Annotated in this window: 15 protein-coding genes; 14 read left to right on the forward strand and 1 reads right to left on the reverse strand. The window is 39.0% G+C overall.

The features are described from left to right. Positions 1-5 precede the first annotated feature (5 nt). The 11 genes from JET18_RS05780 to JET18_RS05830 all read left to right on the forward strand — a co-directional run bounded on the left by JET18_RS05780 (position 6) and on the right by JET18_RS05830 (position 11,909). Entirely contained in the window at positions 6-2,495 is a 2,490-nt protein-coding gene (locus tag JET18_RS05780) for a vWA domain-containing protein (RefSeq protein WP_202089663.1), read from the forward strand. A gap of 447 nt (positions 2,496-2,942) precedes the next feature. Continuing rightward, a complete protein-coding gene (locus tag JET18_RS05785; protein ID WP_202089664.1) occupies positions 2,943-3,446 on the forward strand; it encodes a GbsR/MarR family transcriptional regulator in 504 nt (167 codons plus the stop codon). A 90-nt stretch (positions 3,447-3,536) separates the two neighbouring features. Next, positions 3,537-3,860, forward strand: coding sequence for a hypothetical protein (locus JET18_RS05790; protein WP_202089665.1), 324 nt, complete (start codon positions 3,537-3,539; stop codon positions 3,858-3,860). Between the two features lie 7 nt (positions 3,861-3,867). Next, a complete protein-coding gene (locus tag JET18_RS05795) occupies positions 3,868-4,269 on the forward strand; it encodes a hypothetical protein (protein WP_202089666.1) in 402 nt (133 codons plus the stop codon). Positions 4,270-4,347: 78 nt separating this feature from the next. Then, positions 4,348-4,701, forward strand: a complete 354-nt coding sequence (locus JET18_RS05800; protein WP_202089667.1) for a hypothetical protein — start codon at positions 4,348-4,350, stop codon at positions 4,699-4,701. A gap of 5 nt (positions 4,702-4,706) precedes the next feature. Next, positions 4,707-5,519, forward strand: coding sequence for a DCC1-like thiol-disulfide oxidoreductase family protein (locus tag JET18_RS05805; protein WP_202089668.1), 813 nt, complete (start codon positions 4,707-4,709; stop codon positions 5,517-5,519). A gap of 67 nt (positions 5,520-5,586) precedes the next feature. Next, complete coding sequence (locus JET18_RS05810; RefSeq protein WP_202089669.1) at positions 5,587-6,294, forward strand: YqjF family protein; 708 nt, start codon at positions 5,587-5,589, stop codon at positions 6,292-6,294. Positions 6,295-6,421: 127 nt separating this feature from the next. Then, positions 6,422-7,321 carry a TIGR01777 family oxidoreductase gene (locus tag JET18_RS05815; protein ID WP_202089670.1) on the forward strand — a complete coding sequence of 300 codons (900 nt, stop codon included), beginning with the start codon at positions 6,422-6,424 and terminating at the stop codon, positions 7,319-7,321. A gap of 50 nt (positions 7,322-7,371) precedes the next feature. Beyond that, positions 7,372-8,814 (forward strand): alpha-L-fucosidase, encoded by a 1,443-nt coding sequence (locus JET18_RS05820; protein ID WP_202089671.1) that lies wholly within the window; start codon positions 7,372-7,374, stop codon positions 8,812-8,814. Continuing rightward, a complete protein-coding gene (locus JET18_RS05825; protein WP_202089672.1) occupies positions 8,814-11,483 on the forward strand; it encodes a glycoside hydrolase family 3 N-terminal domain-containing protein in 2,670 nt (889 codons plus the stop codon). Before JET18_RS05820 ends, JET18_RS05825 begins: the two co-directional genes overlap by 1 nt. Before the next feature lie 165 nt (positions 11,484-11,648). Further along, a complete protein-coding gene (locus tag JET18_RS05830; protein ID WP_202089673.1) occupies positions 11,649-11,909 on the forward strand; it encodes a hypothetical protein in 261 nt (86 codons plus the stop codon). Positions 11,910-12,053: 144 nt separating this feature from the next. Here JET18_RS05830 and JET18_RS05835 read toward each other — a convergent pair whose 3' ends face one another. Beyond that, the gene (locus tag JET18_RS05835; RefSeq protein WP_202089674.1) at positions 12,054-12,944 is read right to left on the reverse strand and encodes a hypothetical protein; all 891 of its coding nucleotides are present in this window, start codon (positions 12,942-12,944) and stop codon (positions 12,054-12,056) included. Positions 12,945-13,220: 276 nt separating this feature from the next. Here JET18_RS05835 and lpdA point away from each other — a divergent pair, with 276 nt between their 5' ends. From lpdA to JET18_RS05850, 3 genes are all read left to right on the forward strand, one after another. Then, complete coding sequence (gene lpdA, locus JET18_RS05840; RefSeq protein ID WP_202089675.1) at positions 13,221-14,609, forward strand: dihydrolipoyl dehydrogenase; 1,389 nt, start codon at positions 13,221-13,223, stop codon at positions 14,607-14,609. Positions 14,610-14,639: 30 nt separating this feature from the next. Then, positions 14,640-15,254, forward strand: a complete 615-nt coding sequence (locus JET18_RS05845; RefSeq protein WP_062648436.1) for a PH domain-containing protein — start codon at positions 14,640-14,642, stop codon at positions 15,252-15,254. Positions 15,255-15,317: 63 nt separating this feature from the next. After that, a complete protein-coding gene (locus JET18_RS05850; RefSeq protein ID WP_202089676.1) occupies positions 15,318-15,917 on the forward strand; it encodes a hypothetical protein in 600 nt (199 codons plus the stop codon). Positions 15,918-16,041 lie beyond the last annotated feature (124 nt).

Here is a 16,041-nt window from a genome sequence, read left to right on the forward strand (position 1 = left end):
GAGCAATGGAAAATAATCAAGATATAGATAAAAGATTCAATGATGCTTCTAAGCTTTCAGAAGAACCGGCTGTTTTTCCGGGTTTTGATGAAGTTTGGGCTAAGGTTGAAGAGAAATTAGATAAAAAAGAAGAGAAAAAGAAAACGGTTCCGGTTTGGTTCCCGTATGGAATTGCAGCCAGTTTAATCATTGGCCTTGGCGTATTTTATTTTCTGGATAAAAAAGATACAACAGCTCCGGTTCAACCTGTTCTTGTTGAAAAAACGAAGGATAACCTTCCGAAAGATCATATTCAAGCCATAGACAGTACTGTGAAATCTAATATTGAAAAAGAAATTGCAGTTCCGAAATCTTTGCAAAATAAGTCTGGACTAGCTTATGAAAATAACAAAACTCCGGGTGTCATTGGAAATTCTGCAGCAGATCATAAAAGTGATGAAATCTATGCATCGAGAAAAGCAGAGTATTCAACAGACGAATCTTTCATCAAAAAACAGGATCAAACTGTTGTCACGACTTCACAAAGACAGGGTGGACAGCGGAAGGATACCTTACGGGAACAGAATATTGAAGAAGTTGTTTTAACAGGACTTGCTCCTAAAAAGAAAGTGGCTTATACCAGCAGCAGTGCTGTTGTGAGTACGCAGTCCAATTATATTGCTTCAAATACCAGCCAGGCACTTCAGGGAACTGCCGCAGGAATTCAGGTGCAGGCTTACGGAATTAAAAGAAGCAGTAGAGAGGATAGTAAGAATACCTTAAATATGGTTAATAGCGGCTATCTGAACAATAGTAACAATAATAATCAGATTGTTATAAGAGGCGCAGCAAGTTTGAATGGGAATAATGAACCTCTGTATGTTGTTAATGGTATGGTAGTGGAACGTGATTATTTCAACAGCCTTAATCCCAAAAAGATTAAAAGCGTAGAAGTATTAAAAGACGCTGCTGCATCAGCATTATATGGAGGCCGTGCCATGAACGGAGTAGTTGTGGTAAATACGAATAAGCTTTCCAGAAAGGAAAAAAGAAGAATGGAGAAGATACAGAAAGCAGTCGCTCAATACAAGCAAAATCCTGTTTCTGACAATGAAGGATATGATGCATTTGTAGAAAATCCGTTTGAACTGACCAAAAATCAGCCGCTGTCCACTTTTTCTATTGATGTAGATAATGCTGCCTATTCCAATGTCAGAAGAATGATCAATAATGGCCAGACTGTTGATAAAAATGCAGTAAGGATTGAAGAAATGATCAATTACTTTAAATATAATTATCCGCAGCCTAAAAACAATGATCCGTTTTCAATCAATACAGAATACAGCGATGCACCGTGGAATCCTGATCATAAGCTTTTAAAGATTGGTCTTCAGGGGAAAAATGTTGCGATGGACAAGCTTCCGCCATCCAATCTGGTATTCCTGGTTGATGTGTCCGGATCTATGAACGAACCTAATAAACTACCTCTTCTGAAATCCTCTTTCAAAGTGCTGCTGGATCAGCTGAGACCTGAAGATAAAGTAGGTATTGTGGTTTACGCCGGAAGCGCTGGAATGGTACTTTCACCGACTTCTGCAAAGGAAAAGGAAAAAATAATCTCAGCGCTGGACAATCTTCAGGCAGGGGGAAGTACTGCGGGTGGAGCAGGAATTGAGCTTGCCTATAAACTCGCCCAGGAAAACTTTGTAAAAGATGGAAACAACCGTGTCATCATAGCTACAGACGGAGATTTTAATGTAGGAGCCTCATCCACTTCAGACATTAAAACTTTAATTGAAGAAAAAAGAAAATCGGGGGTTTTCCTTACATGTCTGGGATTCGGGATGGGAAATTATAAGGATAATACGCTTGAAACACTTGCCAATAAAGGAAATGGAAATTATGCTTACATAGACAATCTTCAGGAAGCCAATAAGTTTCTGGGAAAAGAATTTGCCGGAAGCATCTATGCCATCGCGAAAGATGTAAAGATTCAGATTGAATTTAATCCTAAATATGTAAGCTCCTACCGCCTGATCGGGTACGAAAACAGGAAGCTGAGAAATGAAGATTTCACCAATGATAAAATTGACGCCGGGGAACTGGGAAGCGGCCACACGGTAACAGCTTTGTATGAAGTGATTCCTGCCCATGTAAAATCTGAGTTTTTACCTGAAGAAAACCAGTTGAAATATAATAAAACGTCGCCTTCTGAGAACTTCAGTGATGAATTGGCAACCGTTAAATTCCGGTATAAAAAGCCTGATGCAGATACGAGCAGGGAAATCGTTCAGACTGTAAAAAATGAAAAATCAAAAGCACCGGCAAGTCCTGACTTTAAGTTTGCATCATCTGTAGCATGGTTCGGATTGGTTCTTCGCCAATCGAATCTGATCAGGAAAAAAGATCTCTCTGAAATTGAAAATCTGGCAAAACAAGGCAAAGCTAATGATGAAGAGGGGTACAGATCTGAGTTTATAAGACTGATTGAGAGTTATAAAGCAGTTTCAAAATAATCTCAATAAAAAAGAAATTTCCACGGAAATTTCTTTTTTATTTTTCGGGAAATTCTCCCGCTGATCAACCACATTATTTAGGTTTTTAGATAATTTCATATAACTCCCCAGTCACAACGTGACGATTTAATCCAGGGTAGGATAACGTCCTACCAAAAAAAGCAAAAAAATTAAAATTAATCACCACCAGATATCCACAAATATACCCAGTCACAACGTGACGATTTAATCCAGGGTAGGATAACGTCCTACCAAAAAAGGTGCAAAAAATTAAAATTAATTAACACCAGATAACCACAAATATACCCAGTCACAACGTGACGATTTAACAAAGGGTATGACACCGTCCTATCAAAAAGAAAACAAATCAAAAATTAATTTTCAAAAATTATTGAAAATTCAAAAAATATAATTACATTTGTAATAGAAATTAAAAAGACAGACAAAATGAAACTTTCAGAAGCAAAAGAAAAGTACATCCAAACATGGGGAACCTTCGCCACCAACTGGGGAATCAACCGTACGATGGCACAGGTTCATGCATTGCTTCTGGCCAATGGGAAACCGCTTTCTACGGATGAGGTGATGGAGCAGCTGGAGATTTCAAGAGGAAATGCCAATATGAATCTTCGGGCCTTGATTGACTGGGGAATTGTAAGGAAAGAATTTATCAAAGGAGACCGGAAAGAATATTTCGTAGCGGAAAAAGATGTCTGGTATCTGTTCAAGCAGATTACGAAAGAACGTAGAAAGAGAGAAATAGAGCCTGTTATTTCCTTTTTGGAAGAACTGAAAAACATTGAGGACAATGATTCACAGGAAGCAAAAGAATTTGTCAAGCTGATGGATGATTTCAGTTCTGTAACCGGGAAGATCAATAATATTATGGATCTGGCGATTAAAAGCGATGATCACTGGCTGGTAGGTAAAATTACCAATCTGCTGAAGTAGGAAAGGATTCAGATCCTTTTTTATTTGAATTTAATTTTCAAAAATTACTGAAAATATAATATTTATAAGGTGTTTAATATTGTATCATATATGATTTTCCTTGCCGTGAGCTCTTATATCACGGTGGATGTGGGGAGGAGGTGCTTTCAGGCCGGTAAATCCTATCTGGAATATCTGATTCATGATCAGGATATGTGCCTGACCATCAACAGGATACTTCTCGGTTGCTATTACCTGCTCAATCTTGGGTATATCGCTGTTAATCTTGCCTTTTGGGACCGGGTAAATTCTATAGAAGAGGTTGTGGCAGTGTCTGCAGTCCGTATCGGATATATCGCTTTGATCCTGTGTGTGCTTCACTATATGAACATTGTCACGCTTTATATGTTAAGAAATAAATTAACCCTAAAATAATACAACGATGACCGCAACAGTTCTAACCGCAACGTACAATTTCTCAGCGTACATGATCTATCTGCCAATAGTAATCGCTCTTACGGTACTGGTATCCCAGTTTCTGTTCAAAAATTCAAAGACATTTATGATTGATATTTTCCACCAGAAAAAAGATATTGCAATGGCAACCAATTCCCTGTTTAAGATCGGTTTTTATCTTCTGAACATTGGATTTGCCCTTTGTATCATTGAATTTTTTCAGATTGAAACCATTGAAAGGCTGGTTGTGGCTTTAAGCAAAAAGATCGGAGGTTTTTCCATCTACCTTGGACTGATGATGCTTCTCAATCTCCTTTTGTTCCTTAAAGGCCGTAAACATGCTATGAATAAAGAAAAACTCATCGAAAATGAAAACACTCATCTTTAAAATCTGGATGTATCTCACCTTCAGATCCACCAACAAAAGAACGAGAGGTGATTTCCTGACCTTTTAAAACCAATGACCATGAAAACTTTTGCAAAATATGACTTTTATATCCAGTTATTTTTCTTTGGTGCAGCAGTTTTAGCAGCTCTTTCGATGGGAATTCTCTATTTCTATTTTATCGCAGGAATTCCACAATTGATAAGTTTTGTAATAAGAGTATTTCAGAAAGGTAAAAAGTCGATCAGATATATCATTTACGGAATTTTTATAGTACCTGTTTGGATCTCTTTACTGATCGTTTACATTTTTAAAAACAATCATGATATTACTAATTTTTTCGGGTCTATTTTGATACTATCTCTCTTTTATAGTCCTATACTGGCTCTTTTCTATGTTTTTGATGATACAGAATATCTTAATTCAAAAAAATAACAAAAATGAAAACCTTAAAAAACCACACCCTGATCTACGACAATGAATGTCCGATGTGTGATATCTATTCCAAAGGTTTCACAAAATGCGGAATGCTGGATAATGACGGAAGGGAAGCCTTTACAGAAATCTCACCGGAAAACAGATCCATGATAGACCTGAACCGGGCAAAAAACGAGATTGCATTAATTGATCATGATAAAAATGCAGTGGTTTACGGACTGGACAGCCTTCTTCTCATCATTGGAAACTCCTTTCCGATGCTGGAAAAAATAGCCAGAACACAACCTTTGTACTGGTTTTTCAGAAAGCTCTATTCTTTTGTTTCTTACAACCGGAAACAGATCATTCCTTCCGCAAAAGATCATAAAGATACGGCCTGTATTCCTGATTTTAACCTTAAATACAGAATTGCTTACATCACCTTTGTTGTTTTCTTTTCAGCTTATATTCTCAGTCTGTTTTCAGGGAAGCTGGGATTGAATTTAAATCATAATTTCATGAGAGAATTAATGGTATGTTTTGGACAGATCCTTTGGCAGATCCTGTTTTTAAGACTGTATTTAAAAGATAAGATCTGGGATTATCTCGGAAATATGATGACCGTCTCTCTGATTGGAACTTTACTTTTAATTCCGGCTTTAATGACAGATTTTACCCCTGTTTTCAATATCATTTACTTTGGAATAGTTGTATTCATCATGTTCCTTGAACATATAAGAAGATGTAAAATCTTAAAACTGAACTACCTTCCAACCATTTCGTGGATACTTTTCAGAATCACTGCTCTGCTCATTATCATCTTATTTAGCATTTAAACATTAACCCGAATCCCGAATCCCGAAACCTCACAACCCGCAACTCGAACCCCAAAACCACAACACAATGAATTTCCTGAAAGCAGAATGGCGGAAATTAGCCATCATCAACTACGAAACAGATCCTGAAGTCCTGACAAAATATCTTCCGGAAGGCACAGAACTGGATTTTTATCAGGGAAAATGCTATGTAAGCCTTGTAGGATTTATGTTTTTAAATACTAAACTACTCGGACTTTCCATTCCTTTTTATAGAAATTTTGAAGAAGTGAACCTCAGATTTTATGTGAAAAAGAAAGAAAAAAATGTATGGAAAAGAGGAGTGGTCTTCATCAGGGAAATTGTTCCGAAATATGCCCTCAGCTTTGTTGCAAATTCATTTTATCAGGAAAACTATAAAACAATGCCCATGAATAATCATATTGAATTGAAGGGCGATGAGCTCACGGTGAAATATGCATGGAAAAACGGAAGCTGGCATTCTATGCAGATCACTGCGGACAGCCATGCTCTGCCGATGGAATCAGATACAGAATTTGAATTCATTACAGAACATTATTTTGGCTTCACCAAAAGAGAAAATAAAACCTCAGAATACGAGGTCTGCCATCCAAAATGGGAACATTATCCGGTTAAAGATTACCAGCTGGATATTGAATTTCAAGCCCTGTACGGAAAAGATTTTGAATTCCTGAACCATCAGAAACCTGTTTCTGTCATGCTCGCCGAAGGCTCTGAAATTGAAGTGAAAACAAAGAAGTATCTTTTGAAATAGCGAAGCTTCCACCAAGCCACAAAGTGGCGCTTTAACAAAAGATAGGATGCAGTCCTATCAGATTTATCATCACTCCATACTCATCATTCAACATTCATAACTTATAATTTATAACTCACAAAATCTCATGAAAATACTCATCGCCGGAGGAACCGGATTTCTCGGAGAAAGCCTTGAAAAATATTATACACAAAAAGGTGCGCAGGTTTTTATTCTCACAAGAAAGCCAAAGCGCAACAATGAAATAAAGTGGGACGCCCAAACATTGGGAGAATGGAAAAATAAAGTTGAAGGAGCTGATGTGTTGATCAATCTCACGGGAAAGTCTGTGGACTGCAGATATCATGAAAAGAATAAAAAAGAAATATATACTTCAAGAACAGACAGTACAGCCGTGCTTCAACAGGCAGTGGATCAGTGTATCATTAAACCTAAAGTATGGCTCAATGCTGCATCAGCAACCATATATGTACATTCCGAGACCCAAATGAATACAGAGGAAAACGGCGTTATCGGTGATGATTTTTCGATGAATATCTGCAAAAGCTGGGAAAAAGAGTTTTTCAAAGTACAGGATGAGAAAGTGCGAAAAGTTGCATTAAGAACTTCCATTGTTTTAGGAAACACAGGCGGAGCTTTTCCAAAACTGCGTATGATTACAAAATTGGGACTGGGCGGAAGACAGGGTAGTGGCCAGCAGAAAGTAAGCTGGATCCATATCGAAGACTTTTGCGGGGCCATTGACTGGATAATCACTCATGAAAATATAAATGGTCCCATTAACATCACAGCTCCCGGTCCTGTTTCCAATGAAACACTGATGACTGAAATGAGAAAACACCTTAAAATCCCGTTCGGATTGAATGCAGTGGTTTGGCAGCTCGAAATAGCTTCTTTATTTTTAAATACGGAAACAGAACTTTTGTTGAAAAGTAGAAATGTTTATCCCGAAAAACTGCTCAAAACCGGATTTCAGTTTTCCTATCCGGAATTGGATAAAGCTCTACATCAATTGCTGAAAAATTAAGGTTTGCTGATTAAGGGCAGGATGATTAAATTAGCAAAAACGAACCTCATATGCTCATTAAACAGAAAACAAAGACCTTTTTCCTTTCCTCTTTTCTCATTTCCTCCACGTTTTTTTCACAGGCTCATAATGTATCTGCCGGGTATCAGAAGCCGGATGATCCGCTTGTTGTTCAGAATCTGGAGCAGTGGCAGGATCTTAAATTCGGACTGTTTATGCATTGGGGAACCTACAGCCAGTGGGGCATTGTGGAAAGCTGGAGCCTCTGTCCCGAGGATGAATCCTGGACCCAGAGAAAACCAGAACACGGAAAATCCTATACGGAATACGTGAAAAATTATGAAAATCTTCAGACCACCTTTAATCCTGTTGATTTTAACCCTCAGAAATGGGCGGATGCAGCAAAGAAAGCCGGGATGAAGTATGTGGTTTTTACCACCAAGCACCACGACGGTTTCTCCATGTTTGATACCAAAGAAACCGATTATAAAGTAACTTCAGCCAAAACACCTTTCTCCAAAAATCCTAGAGCAGATGTCACCAGAGAAATCTTCAATGCTTTCAGAAAAGATGGATTCAAAATAGGAGCCTACTTTTCAAAACCGGACTGGCATTCCGAAAACTACTGGTGGCCTTATTTTCCGCCTAAAGACAGAAATGTAAACTACGATCCGAAGAAATATCCCGAAAGATGGGATTCCTTTAAAAAGTTTACCTTTAATCAGCTCAATGAAATTACTTCCAACTACGGAAAGATTGATATCCTTTGGCTGGATGGAGGCTGGGTGCGCCCTTTCAAAACCATTGATCCCTCTGTAGAATGGCAGCGAACCATTAAAGTGGAGCAGGACATCGACATGGATAAAATAGGAACCATGGCCAGAAAAAACCAGCCGGGAATCATTGTGGTAGACCGTACCGTTCCGGGAAAATGGGAAAATTATGTGACTCCTGAACAGGCTGTTCCCGAACATGCACTTTCTATCCCCTGGGAAAGCTGTATCACAATGGGAGATTCCTTCTCTTATGTTCCCAATGACAACTACAAATCCTCTCAGAAAATCATAGAAACCCTTATTAAAATTATTTCAAGAGGCGGAAATTATCTGATGAATATTGCTCCCGGACCCAATGGTGATTATGATGCCGTGGTGTATGACAGATTAAAGGAAATTTCCGGATGGATGGATAAAAACCAGTCGGCGGTATTTGCAACCAGAAGTGCAGAGCCGTACCACGACGGAAACTTTTACTACACCCAGGCGAAAGACGGGAAGACCCTCAATATTTTTCACATCGATGATAAGGCAGATTATCATGCTCCGTCCGTGCTCAGCTTTTCAATTCCGGAAAATTTTAAACCCAGATCATTAAAGGTTTTGGGAATGAATTCAAACGTACAGTGGAAGCAGTCAGGAAGCAAAATAGAAGTAAAACTGCCGGAAGAAAGGGCAAAATTAAAGTATGCAGCCGTAATTCAAATGACTCAATAATGAAGCTGAATTTTATCAAAGTTACGGTCATTACTTTCTCACTAAGTTCCGTTTTTCTGTATGCCCAGAAAGAAAAACCGCTGTACAAAGATCCAAAGCAGCCCGTTGAAATCAGAGTTCAGGATCTGTTAAAAAGAATGACTCCCGAAGAGAAATTCTGGCAGTGTTTTATGATCCCGGGAGATCTGGATCATGTCCCGAAAGATCAGTACAGACACGGAATTTTTGGACTGCAGGTAAGCGCTTCCAACCAGGGTGGCGGGGCTGCCGGACAATTGCTGAAATACAATGCGGATGAAGACGCTGAAAAGCTGGCAAAAAAGATCAATTTCATTCAGAAATATTTTATGGAGGAATCCCGGTTGGGCATCCCGATTATCCCTTTTGATGAGGCTTTACACGGTCTGGTACGTGAGGGTGCGACTGCTTTTCCACAGGCATTAGGACTTGCGGCCACTTTTAATCCCGAACTGATGAAGCAGGTTTCTTCCGCTATTGCAAAAGAATCAAAATTAAGAGGAATCCGCCAGATTCTGACGCCCGTAGTCAATCTGGCCAGCGATGTGAGATGGGGACGGACAGAGGAAACGTATGGGGAAGATCCCTTTTTAACCTCTGTGATGGGAGTCAGTTTTGTAAGCTCATTTGAAAATATGGGGATCATTACCACTCCGAAGCATTTTCTAGCTAATGTAGGGGAAGGCGGACGAGATTCTTATCCTGTTCACTGGAGCAGAAGGTATCTTGAAGAAACTCATCTTGTTCCTTTTCACAAGGCATTTACATCAGGAAAAAGCAGATCGGTGATGACTTCTTACAATCTTTTAGACGGAAGACCTTCAACGGCGAATCATTGGCTGCTCACCGGAAAACTGAAGAAAGACTGGAATTTCAAAGGCTTTGTGATCAGTGATGCAAGTGCGGTGGGAGGAGCCAATGTGCTTCATTTTACAGCAAAAGACTACGATGACGCCTCCGCTCAGGCCATGAACGCCGGGCTTGACGTTATATTTCAGACAGAATACAAACATTATCAATTGTTTATGCCTCCGTTTTTGGATGGACGGATTTCAAAGGACAGAATAGATGATGCAGTAGCAAGGGTTTTAAGGGCAAAATTTGAACTTGGTCTTTTTGAAAATCCTTATGTCTCAGATCAGGAAATCAAAGAATTAAAAAAGATCAATCATAAACCGCTGGCAGAAAAATCTGCGCTTGAATCCATCGTTTTATTACAGAACAACAATGAAACGCTTCCTGTTTCAGCCAATATCAAAAAAATAGCAGTAATAGGAACCGATGCTGTTGATGCAAGGCTTGGAGGTTATTCCGGACCGGGAAATCATAAAGTCAGTATTCTGGAAGGCATTAAAAACTTCACGAAAGATAAAAATATGGAGATCCTTTACGCCAAAGGGATTACGTGGGATCTGAAGAATTTTAAAACGGTTCCTGCGAATTTTTTGTCTTTTGAAAATAAAAAAGGATTAAAAGGAAGCTATTTTTCCAATACGGAATTAAAAGGAAATCCGGCTTTTGAAAAGCAGGATGAAGAAATCAATTTCAAATGGACTTTGTATTCGCCGGACCCTGAAAAGCTGCAGCCTGACAACTACAGCATCCGCTGGACCGGAAAACTCAAGGCTCCTGAGAGTGGAAAATACCAGCTTGGATTACGGGGAAATGATGGTTTCAGACTGTATATGAATGGAAAACTCATCATTGATCAATGGGAAAAACTAGGTTATTCCACAAAAACAGCTGCTATTGATTTTATCAGAGACCAGCCATATGATCTTGTGATAGAATTCCGTGAAAGCAGAGGAGAAGCTAATATCGGGCTGATCTGGAATTATGACATCGATAACTACCAGAAAGATTTTGAGGAAGCTTTAAAAACAGTACAAAATGCCGATCATATCATCATTACAGCAGGAATTCATGAAGGAGAATTCCAAGACCGTTCCTCACTGAGCCTGCCCGGAAATCAGGAAAAATTCATCCATGAAGTTTCAAAACTGAATAAACCGGTCACGGTAATTTTGATTGGCGGATCAGCGATAAAAACCACAGCCTGGAAAGACAAGGCCGGAGCTGTTTTAGACGTTTGGTATCCCGGAGAAGAAGGGGGAAATGCAGTGGCGAAAATTCTGTTCGGAGCGGAAAATCCTTCCGGAAAGCTGCCCATTACATTCCCGGCGGAAGAAGGTCAGCTGCCACTGACCTACAATCACCACCCGACAGGAAGGGGAAATGATTATCATGACCTGAGCGGAGAACCTCTGTATCCTTTTGGTTTTGGACTGAGCTATACCACATTTGAGATTTCAGAGCTTCATTTGAACAAAACAAAATATTCGGAAAATGATACCCTTATGGCTCATGTTACCGTTAAAAATACAGGAAAAAAAGCAGGCAGCGAGGTCGTTCAGTTATACGTGAAAGATCTGCTGGCTTCTGTTTCAAGACCCGTTATTGAGTTAAAAGGCTTCCGGAAGATCTATTTAAATCCCGGAGAATCGAAACAGATCACCATTGAAGTTCCGGTCAGAGAGCTGCAGTTTTTGGATGAGCAGATGAACTGGACCGTAGAAAAAGGAACGTACAGAATTATGGTGGGAAATTCTTCCAAAAACCTTCCTCTGAAGCAGAATATTGAGGTGGAATAGATTTTTTGTTTTGGGAACTTAAACCTTTTCACAAGGGTGTTTTGAGGGATTTGGACTGAAAACAGCAGAAACTCTGGTACGATATGTGTAATATTCAGGACAAAACCTGAATGAATTGAATTAATAATCCATTATTCTTTTCAATCATTCAAAAAAGTAAAAGTCATGAGAAAGTTTTTTATATCAACCGTATTGTTATTAGGCTTATCGATGAGTGTAAACGCACAGAAGCGTCCGCCTGCTCCTCCGCATCCTTCGAAAAGTGAGCTGATCAGCATCAAATCACGTGAGCTGGACAAAAGATACAATCAGGAAAAGAAATTGATTCTTAATCATCCGCTAGCCACAAAAAAGATGAAGCGGGATCAGATGAAGGCTTTAAATGAAAAATACCAGAGCCAGAAAAGATTACTGAAAAAAATGTAAGGTTTCAACCTTAAAAATTGATACCAAATCCGTTGAAAAACGGAAAACAGACAAAATATAAAAGCCGTTTCACACAAATGAAACGGCTTTTATATGATAATCTTAATCTAAGTCTTAACCTCAGCCTCAACCTTAGCCTCGACTTTAATATAATTTTCTCGCCAGTAACAGATTCAGAAGGAAAGTTCCCGTCCAGTTACTGTTATTGCCACTGACCGTGTTATTTCCAATAAAATCAATACGTGAAACCGAAACGGTAAGTCTTGTTTTTCCTGAAACATTGGCAAGACTCACAAATGAAGCCGTGAAAACATCCGGAAAACTGGAGTTATTCCCTGCCGTTAAGATCGGATACATATTGGTTACATTGAAAGGAGCGCCCTGATATTCATAGACCAGCATCATACGGCTGGCATTGGAATAAGCGGAAGTATGAGCATAGGTAGTTGATGCTTTACTGATCACCCACCACGCGTCCGTTCCAGTTCCCGTATCATAGCCAGTTACGGTATGGTTGGTCCAGTCTGCTACAGGGGCAGTACCGCCGGCATGAGGCGGAACAAGAAGCTGTACCCCGTAAATATCTACATTACTCGGCTTGGGAAGCACTGTAAAAGACAGATCCCAGGTTCCTCCTGTAGTATTGCTGTTATTCACCACTTCAGCATAAGCTCCCGTGGGAATCACAAAAGAGGTAACCGGAGTATTGTCAATTCTCAAAGTATTTCCACTCGAAGCCTGAAGGGTAATACCGGAAGTGGAAATATTCTTAATCTTATAAATTCTCCCGGTGTAACTCGTTGTACCTGTTCCGATTACCGGAAGCGTGAAGGTCGCATTTCCGGTTCCGTTATAGGTTAGGTAATGATCTGTTGCTGTGATAGAATAGGTGGTTGCTGAGATCTGCTTATAATCAGCTCCCAGAGATCCTGCCACCGCTAAAGTACTGTTAGGAGTATTAGTTTTAATACCAACCTGCGCGTTTAAAAAGAAACCCCACAGGACCAATACCGGAATAAAATTCTTGGTTTTCATATGATCTTATTTTATATAAATAGTGAAATTAATTATACAATATTCGTTTACAGATGGTTATTTTTTAGTTTTATTACTTAAATCACTATATTGTGATTTTGCAAAGATAAATCTTTTTAAACATATCGTACGGCAAGAAAGTTAAAAAATTGAATGCATTGTTGTGGCGTAAATGATGGGCCGGTAAAATGAAGTTAGCATTCAGTGAAATATGAAATGGCAGAACATAGAACATCCAATATTTTTCCTTAAATTCGCATAAAAATTTTTAAAATAATGAACTACGATATCATTGTCATCGGAAGCGGTCCTGGCGGTTATGTTACAGCGATCAGAGCAGCACAATTGGGTTTCAAAACTGCAATTATCGAGAAGGAGAATTTAGGAGGAATCTGCCTGAACTGGGGATGTATTCCTACTAAAGCTTTATTGAAATCTGCTCAGGTTTTTCATTATATCAACCACGCTGAAGACTATGGTCTTAATAAAGTGGAGGCAAGTTTTGAATTTCCAAACGTGATCCAGAGAAGCCGTGGGGTAGCCAGCAAAATGAGCAAAGGAATTGAATTCCTTATGAAGAAGAACAAGATAGACGTTATCCTTGGTACAGCTACCGTACAGAAAGGTAAAAAAGTGTCTGTTACAGATAAAGACGGTAAAGTAACTGAATATTCAGGAGAAAACATCATTATCGCAACAGGAGCACGTTCAAGAGAACTTCCAAACCTTCCTCAGGACGGTAAGAAAGTAATCGGATACAGACAGGCATTATCTCTTCCTGAGCAGCCGAAATCTATGATTGTTGTAGGTTCCGGAGCTATCGGGGTAGAATTTGCTGACTTCTATAACACAATGGGAACTAAGGTAACTGTTGTAGAATTTATGCCAAACATCGTTCCTGTAGAAGATGAGGAAATTTCTAAACACCTGGAAAAATCTCTTAAAAAGACAGGCATCGAAATTATGACCAATGCGTCTGTAGAAAGCGTAGATACAAGCGGAGAAGGGGTGAAAGCTACTGTGAAAACAGCGAACGGAACAATCACTCTTGAAGCTGATATTTTACTTTCTGCCGTTGGTATTGCTGCCAATATCGAAAACATCGGATTGGAAGAAGTAGGCATACAGACAGATAAAGGAAGAGTTTTGGTGAACGAATGGTACGAAACTTCAGTTCCGGGTTACTATGCAATCGGTGATATTATTCCTACTCAGGCTTTGGCACACGTTGCTTCAGCAGAAGGAATCACTTGCGTAGAAAAGATCAAAGGACTGCATGTTGAGAAAATCGACTATGGCAATATCCCTGGATGTACATACTGTCACCCTGAAGTAGCTTCTGTAGGTCTTACAGAAAAACAGGCTAAAGAAAAAGGATACGAGATCAAAGTAGGTAAATTCCCGCTTTCTGCAAGTGGTAAAGCTACTGCTAACGGAAATACAGACGGTTTCGTCAAAGTTATTTTTGATGCTAAATACGGTGAATGGTTAGGATGCCACATGATTGGAGAAGGTGTTACAGATATGGTTGCAGAAGCAGTGGTTGCCAGAAAACTGGAAACTACAGGTCATGAGATCATCAAGTCTATCCACCCGCACCCAACGGTTTCTGAAGCTATTATGGAAGCAGCAGCAGCAGCTTATGGTGAAGTGATCCACATCTAATATTCATTGAACTAATACCTGTTATTAAAGATGTTTAAAAAACTTGCCGCAGAAGCATTAGGCCTTGGAGATATCGGAAAAATTATTCCTGCTCATGATTATGATAAGGTAGATTCAGATGATTATATCCTGTCCGAAGACCGTGAGAAAATTTTCTTCCTGATCAAATCCAAAAGAGATGAATACTGCTTTACCAACAGAGCACTGATTCATATCGACGGAGCAAGCGCTCTGGATAAAAAGAGAATTTTAAGAAGATACGAATATTATCAGTTTCCGTTTTCAAATATTGCCCTGCAAACTGCCGGAACAATAGATCTTGATGTGGAAATCTCATTCCATATCGGAAATGTTCCTTTGATGATCAGTGTAAGCAAAGGCCAGATCGATCAGTTAAAGGATCTTTACAAAGCTCTTTTGGCGATCCAGCAGGAAGTACATCACAACCAGTCGCTTTTAGGATTTTCTGTAGACAGTCTTCAGAAAGCGATCAGTACCGTAGCTTCCGGAAAACAGGAAAATGTTTCAAAAAGCCAGGAACTGCAGAACGTTAATGAATATGTGTTCAACTGGTCTAAAAACAGCTACGAGAAGTACAATCAGAAAGACTTTTCAGCAATTTTTGAAAAGTATATTAATAACTAGAATATTAATATCTATATTTAAAGCTCAGATTCGTTCTGGGCTTTTTTTATTACCCTTACAATTATGAAAAAATTTAGTGTATTACTGATTTCCCTTTGTTTTAATCTTCTGTTCTCGCAGAAAGAAACGATGTTTAAAGAAACTTTCTTTCCTGCAAAATATGTCCTGAAAAATTCTAAAGACACCATAAAAACAAAAATCCTGAATATTGGGCTGTATGATAATGACGAGTTTTCTCCGGCAACCTATATCCGGCAGATCACGGTTTTGGACCCTTCAGGAAAAAAAATCAAAGTCAATGAAGATGATATTAAATATCTGGAGATGAAAGATCTTAAGAAAGTGAAAAGAAGGTTCGTTACTTCAAAATCCGTTCTTTCCAAAGACTCGGGACTGCTTCAGGTAATGTACAGCGGAAACAAGACACAATGGTACAGAAAGAGCCTGTACAAAGGTTCTATTTACACCTACGAGACCAAAAATATAGATTATCTGGTGATGCGGAAAAATAAAAGTATTAATGAAATCTATTTTAAAGCACCCGGAGTAAAAGCACAGCTGAAAGAAATATTCGGAGCCTATCCCGATCTTTCATCAATGATCGATATCATGGCTGAAGATAGTGATCTGGTAAAGATCCTTGAACGCTATGAAAAGAAATAATTAAGGTCAGGAAGATGGAAGAGGGAGGTTATTAAGCTCGCAAGTACAGTTGCAGGGCAATTTTATTAATTTTTTAATTGCTTCAACAAATTTAATAGTAACTGCTTAATATTGGCGTCCAATA

The sequence above is a fragment of the Chryseobacterium endalhagicum genome (assembly GCF_016745235.1).
GTDB lineage: Bacteria > Bacteroidota > Bacteroidia > Flavobacteriales > Weeksellaceae > Chryseobacterium > Chryseobacterium endalhagicum.

What these genes read in the sequence shown, in the direction of transcription:
- JET18_RS05815 (WP_202089670.1), top strand. Translation starts at nt 6,422, where the DNA reads ATGAAAATACTCATCGCCGGAGGAACCGGATTTCTCGGAGAAAGCCTT.
- JET18_RS05845 (WP_062648436.1), top strand. Translation starts at nt 14,640, where the DNA reads ATGTTTAAAAAACTTGCCGCAGAAGCATTAGGCCTTGGAGATATCGGA.
- JET18_RS05850 (WP_202089676.1), top strand. Translation starts at nt 15,318, where the DNA reads ATGAAAAAATTTAGTGTATTACTGATTTCCCTTTGTTTTAATCTTCTG.
- JET18_RS05785 (WP_202089664.1), top strand. Translation starts at nt 2,943, where the DNA reads ATGAAACTTTCAGAAGCAAAAGAAAAGTACATCCAAACATGGGGAACC.
- JET18_RS05830 (WP_202089673.1), top strand. Translation starts at nt 11,649, where the DNA reads ATGAGAAAGTTTTTTATATCAACCGTATTGTTATTAGGCTTATCGATG.
- JET18_RS05800 (WP_202089667.1), top strand. Translation starts at nt 4,348, where the DNA reads ATGAAAACTTTTGCAAAATATGACTTTTATATCCAGTTATTTTTCTTT.
- JET18_RS05805 (WP_202089668.1), top strand. Translation starts at nt 4,707, where the DNA reads ATGAAAACCTTAAAAAACCACACCCTGATCTACGACAATGAATGTCCG.
- JET18_RS05810 (WP_202089669.1), top strand. Translation starts at nt 5,587, where the DNA reads ATGAATTTCCTGAAAGCAGAATGGCGGAAATTAGCCATCATCAACTAC.
- JET18_RS05835 (WP_202089674.1), bottom strand. Translation starts at nt 12,944, where the DNA reads ATGAAAACCAAGAATTTTATTCCGGTATTGGTCCTGTGGGGTTTCTTT.
- JET18_RS05790 (WP_202089665.1), top strand. Translation starts at nt 3,537, where the DNA reads ATGATTTTCCTTGCCGTGAGCTCTTATATCACGGTGGATGTGGGGAGG.
- JET18_RS05820 (WP_202089671.1), top strand. Translation starts at nt 7,372, where the DNA reads ATGCTCATTAAACAGAAAACAAAGACCTTTTTCCTTTCCTCTTTTCTC.
- JET18_RS05780 (WP_202089663.1), top strand. Translation starts at nt 6, where the DNA reads ATGGAAAATAATCAAGATATAGATAAAAGATTCAATGATGCTTCTAAG.
- lpdA (WP_202089675.1), top strand. Translation starts at nt 13,221, where the DNA reads ATGAACTACGATATCATTGTCATCGGAAGCGGTCCTGGCGGTTATGTT.
- JET18_RS05795 (WP_202089666.1), top strand. Translation starts at nt 3,868, where the DNA reads ATGACCGCAACAGTTCTAACCGCAACGTACAATTTCTCAGCGTACATG.
- JET18_RS05825 (WP_202089672.1), top strand. Translation starts at nt 8,814, where the DNA reads ATGAAGCTGAATTTTATCAAAGTTACGGTCATTACTTTCTCACTAAGT.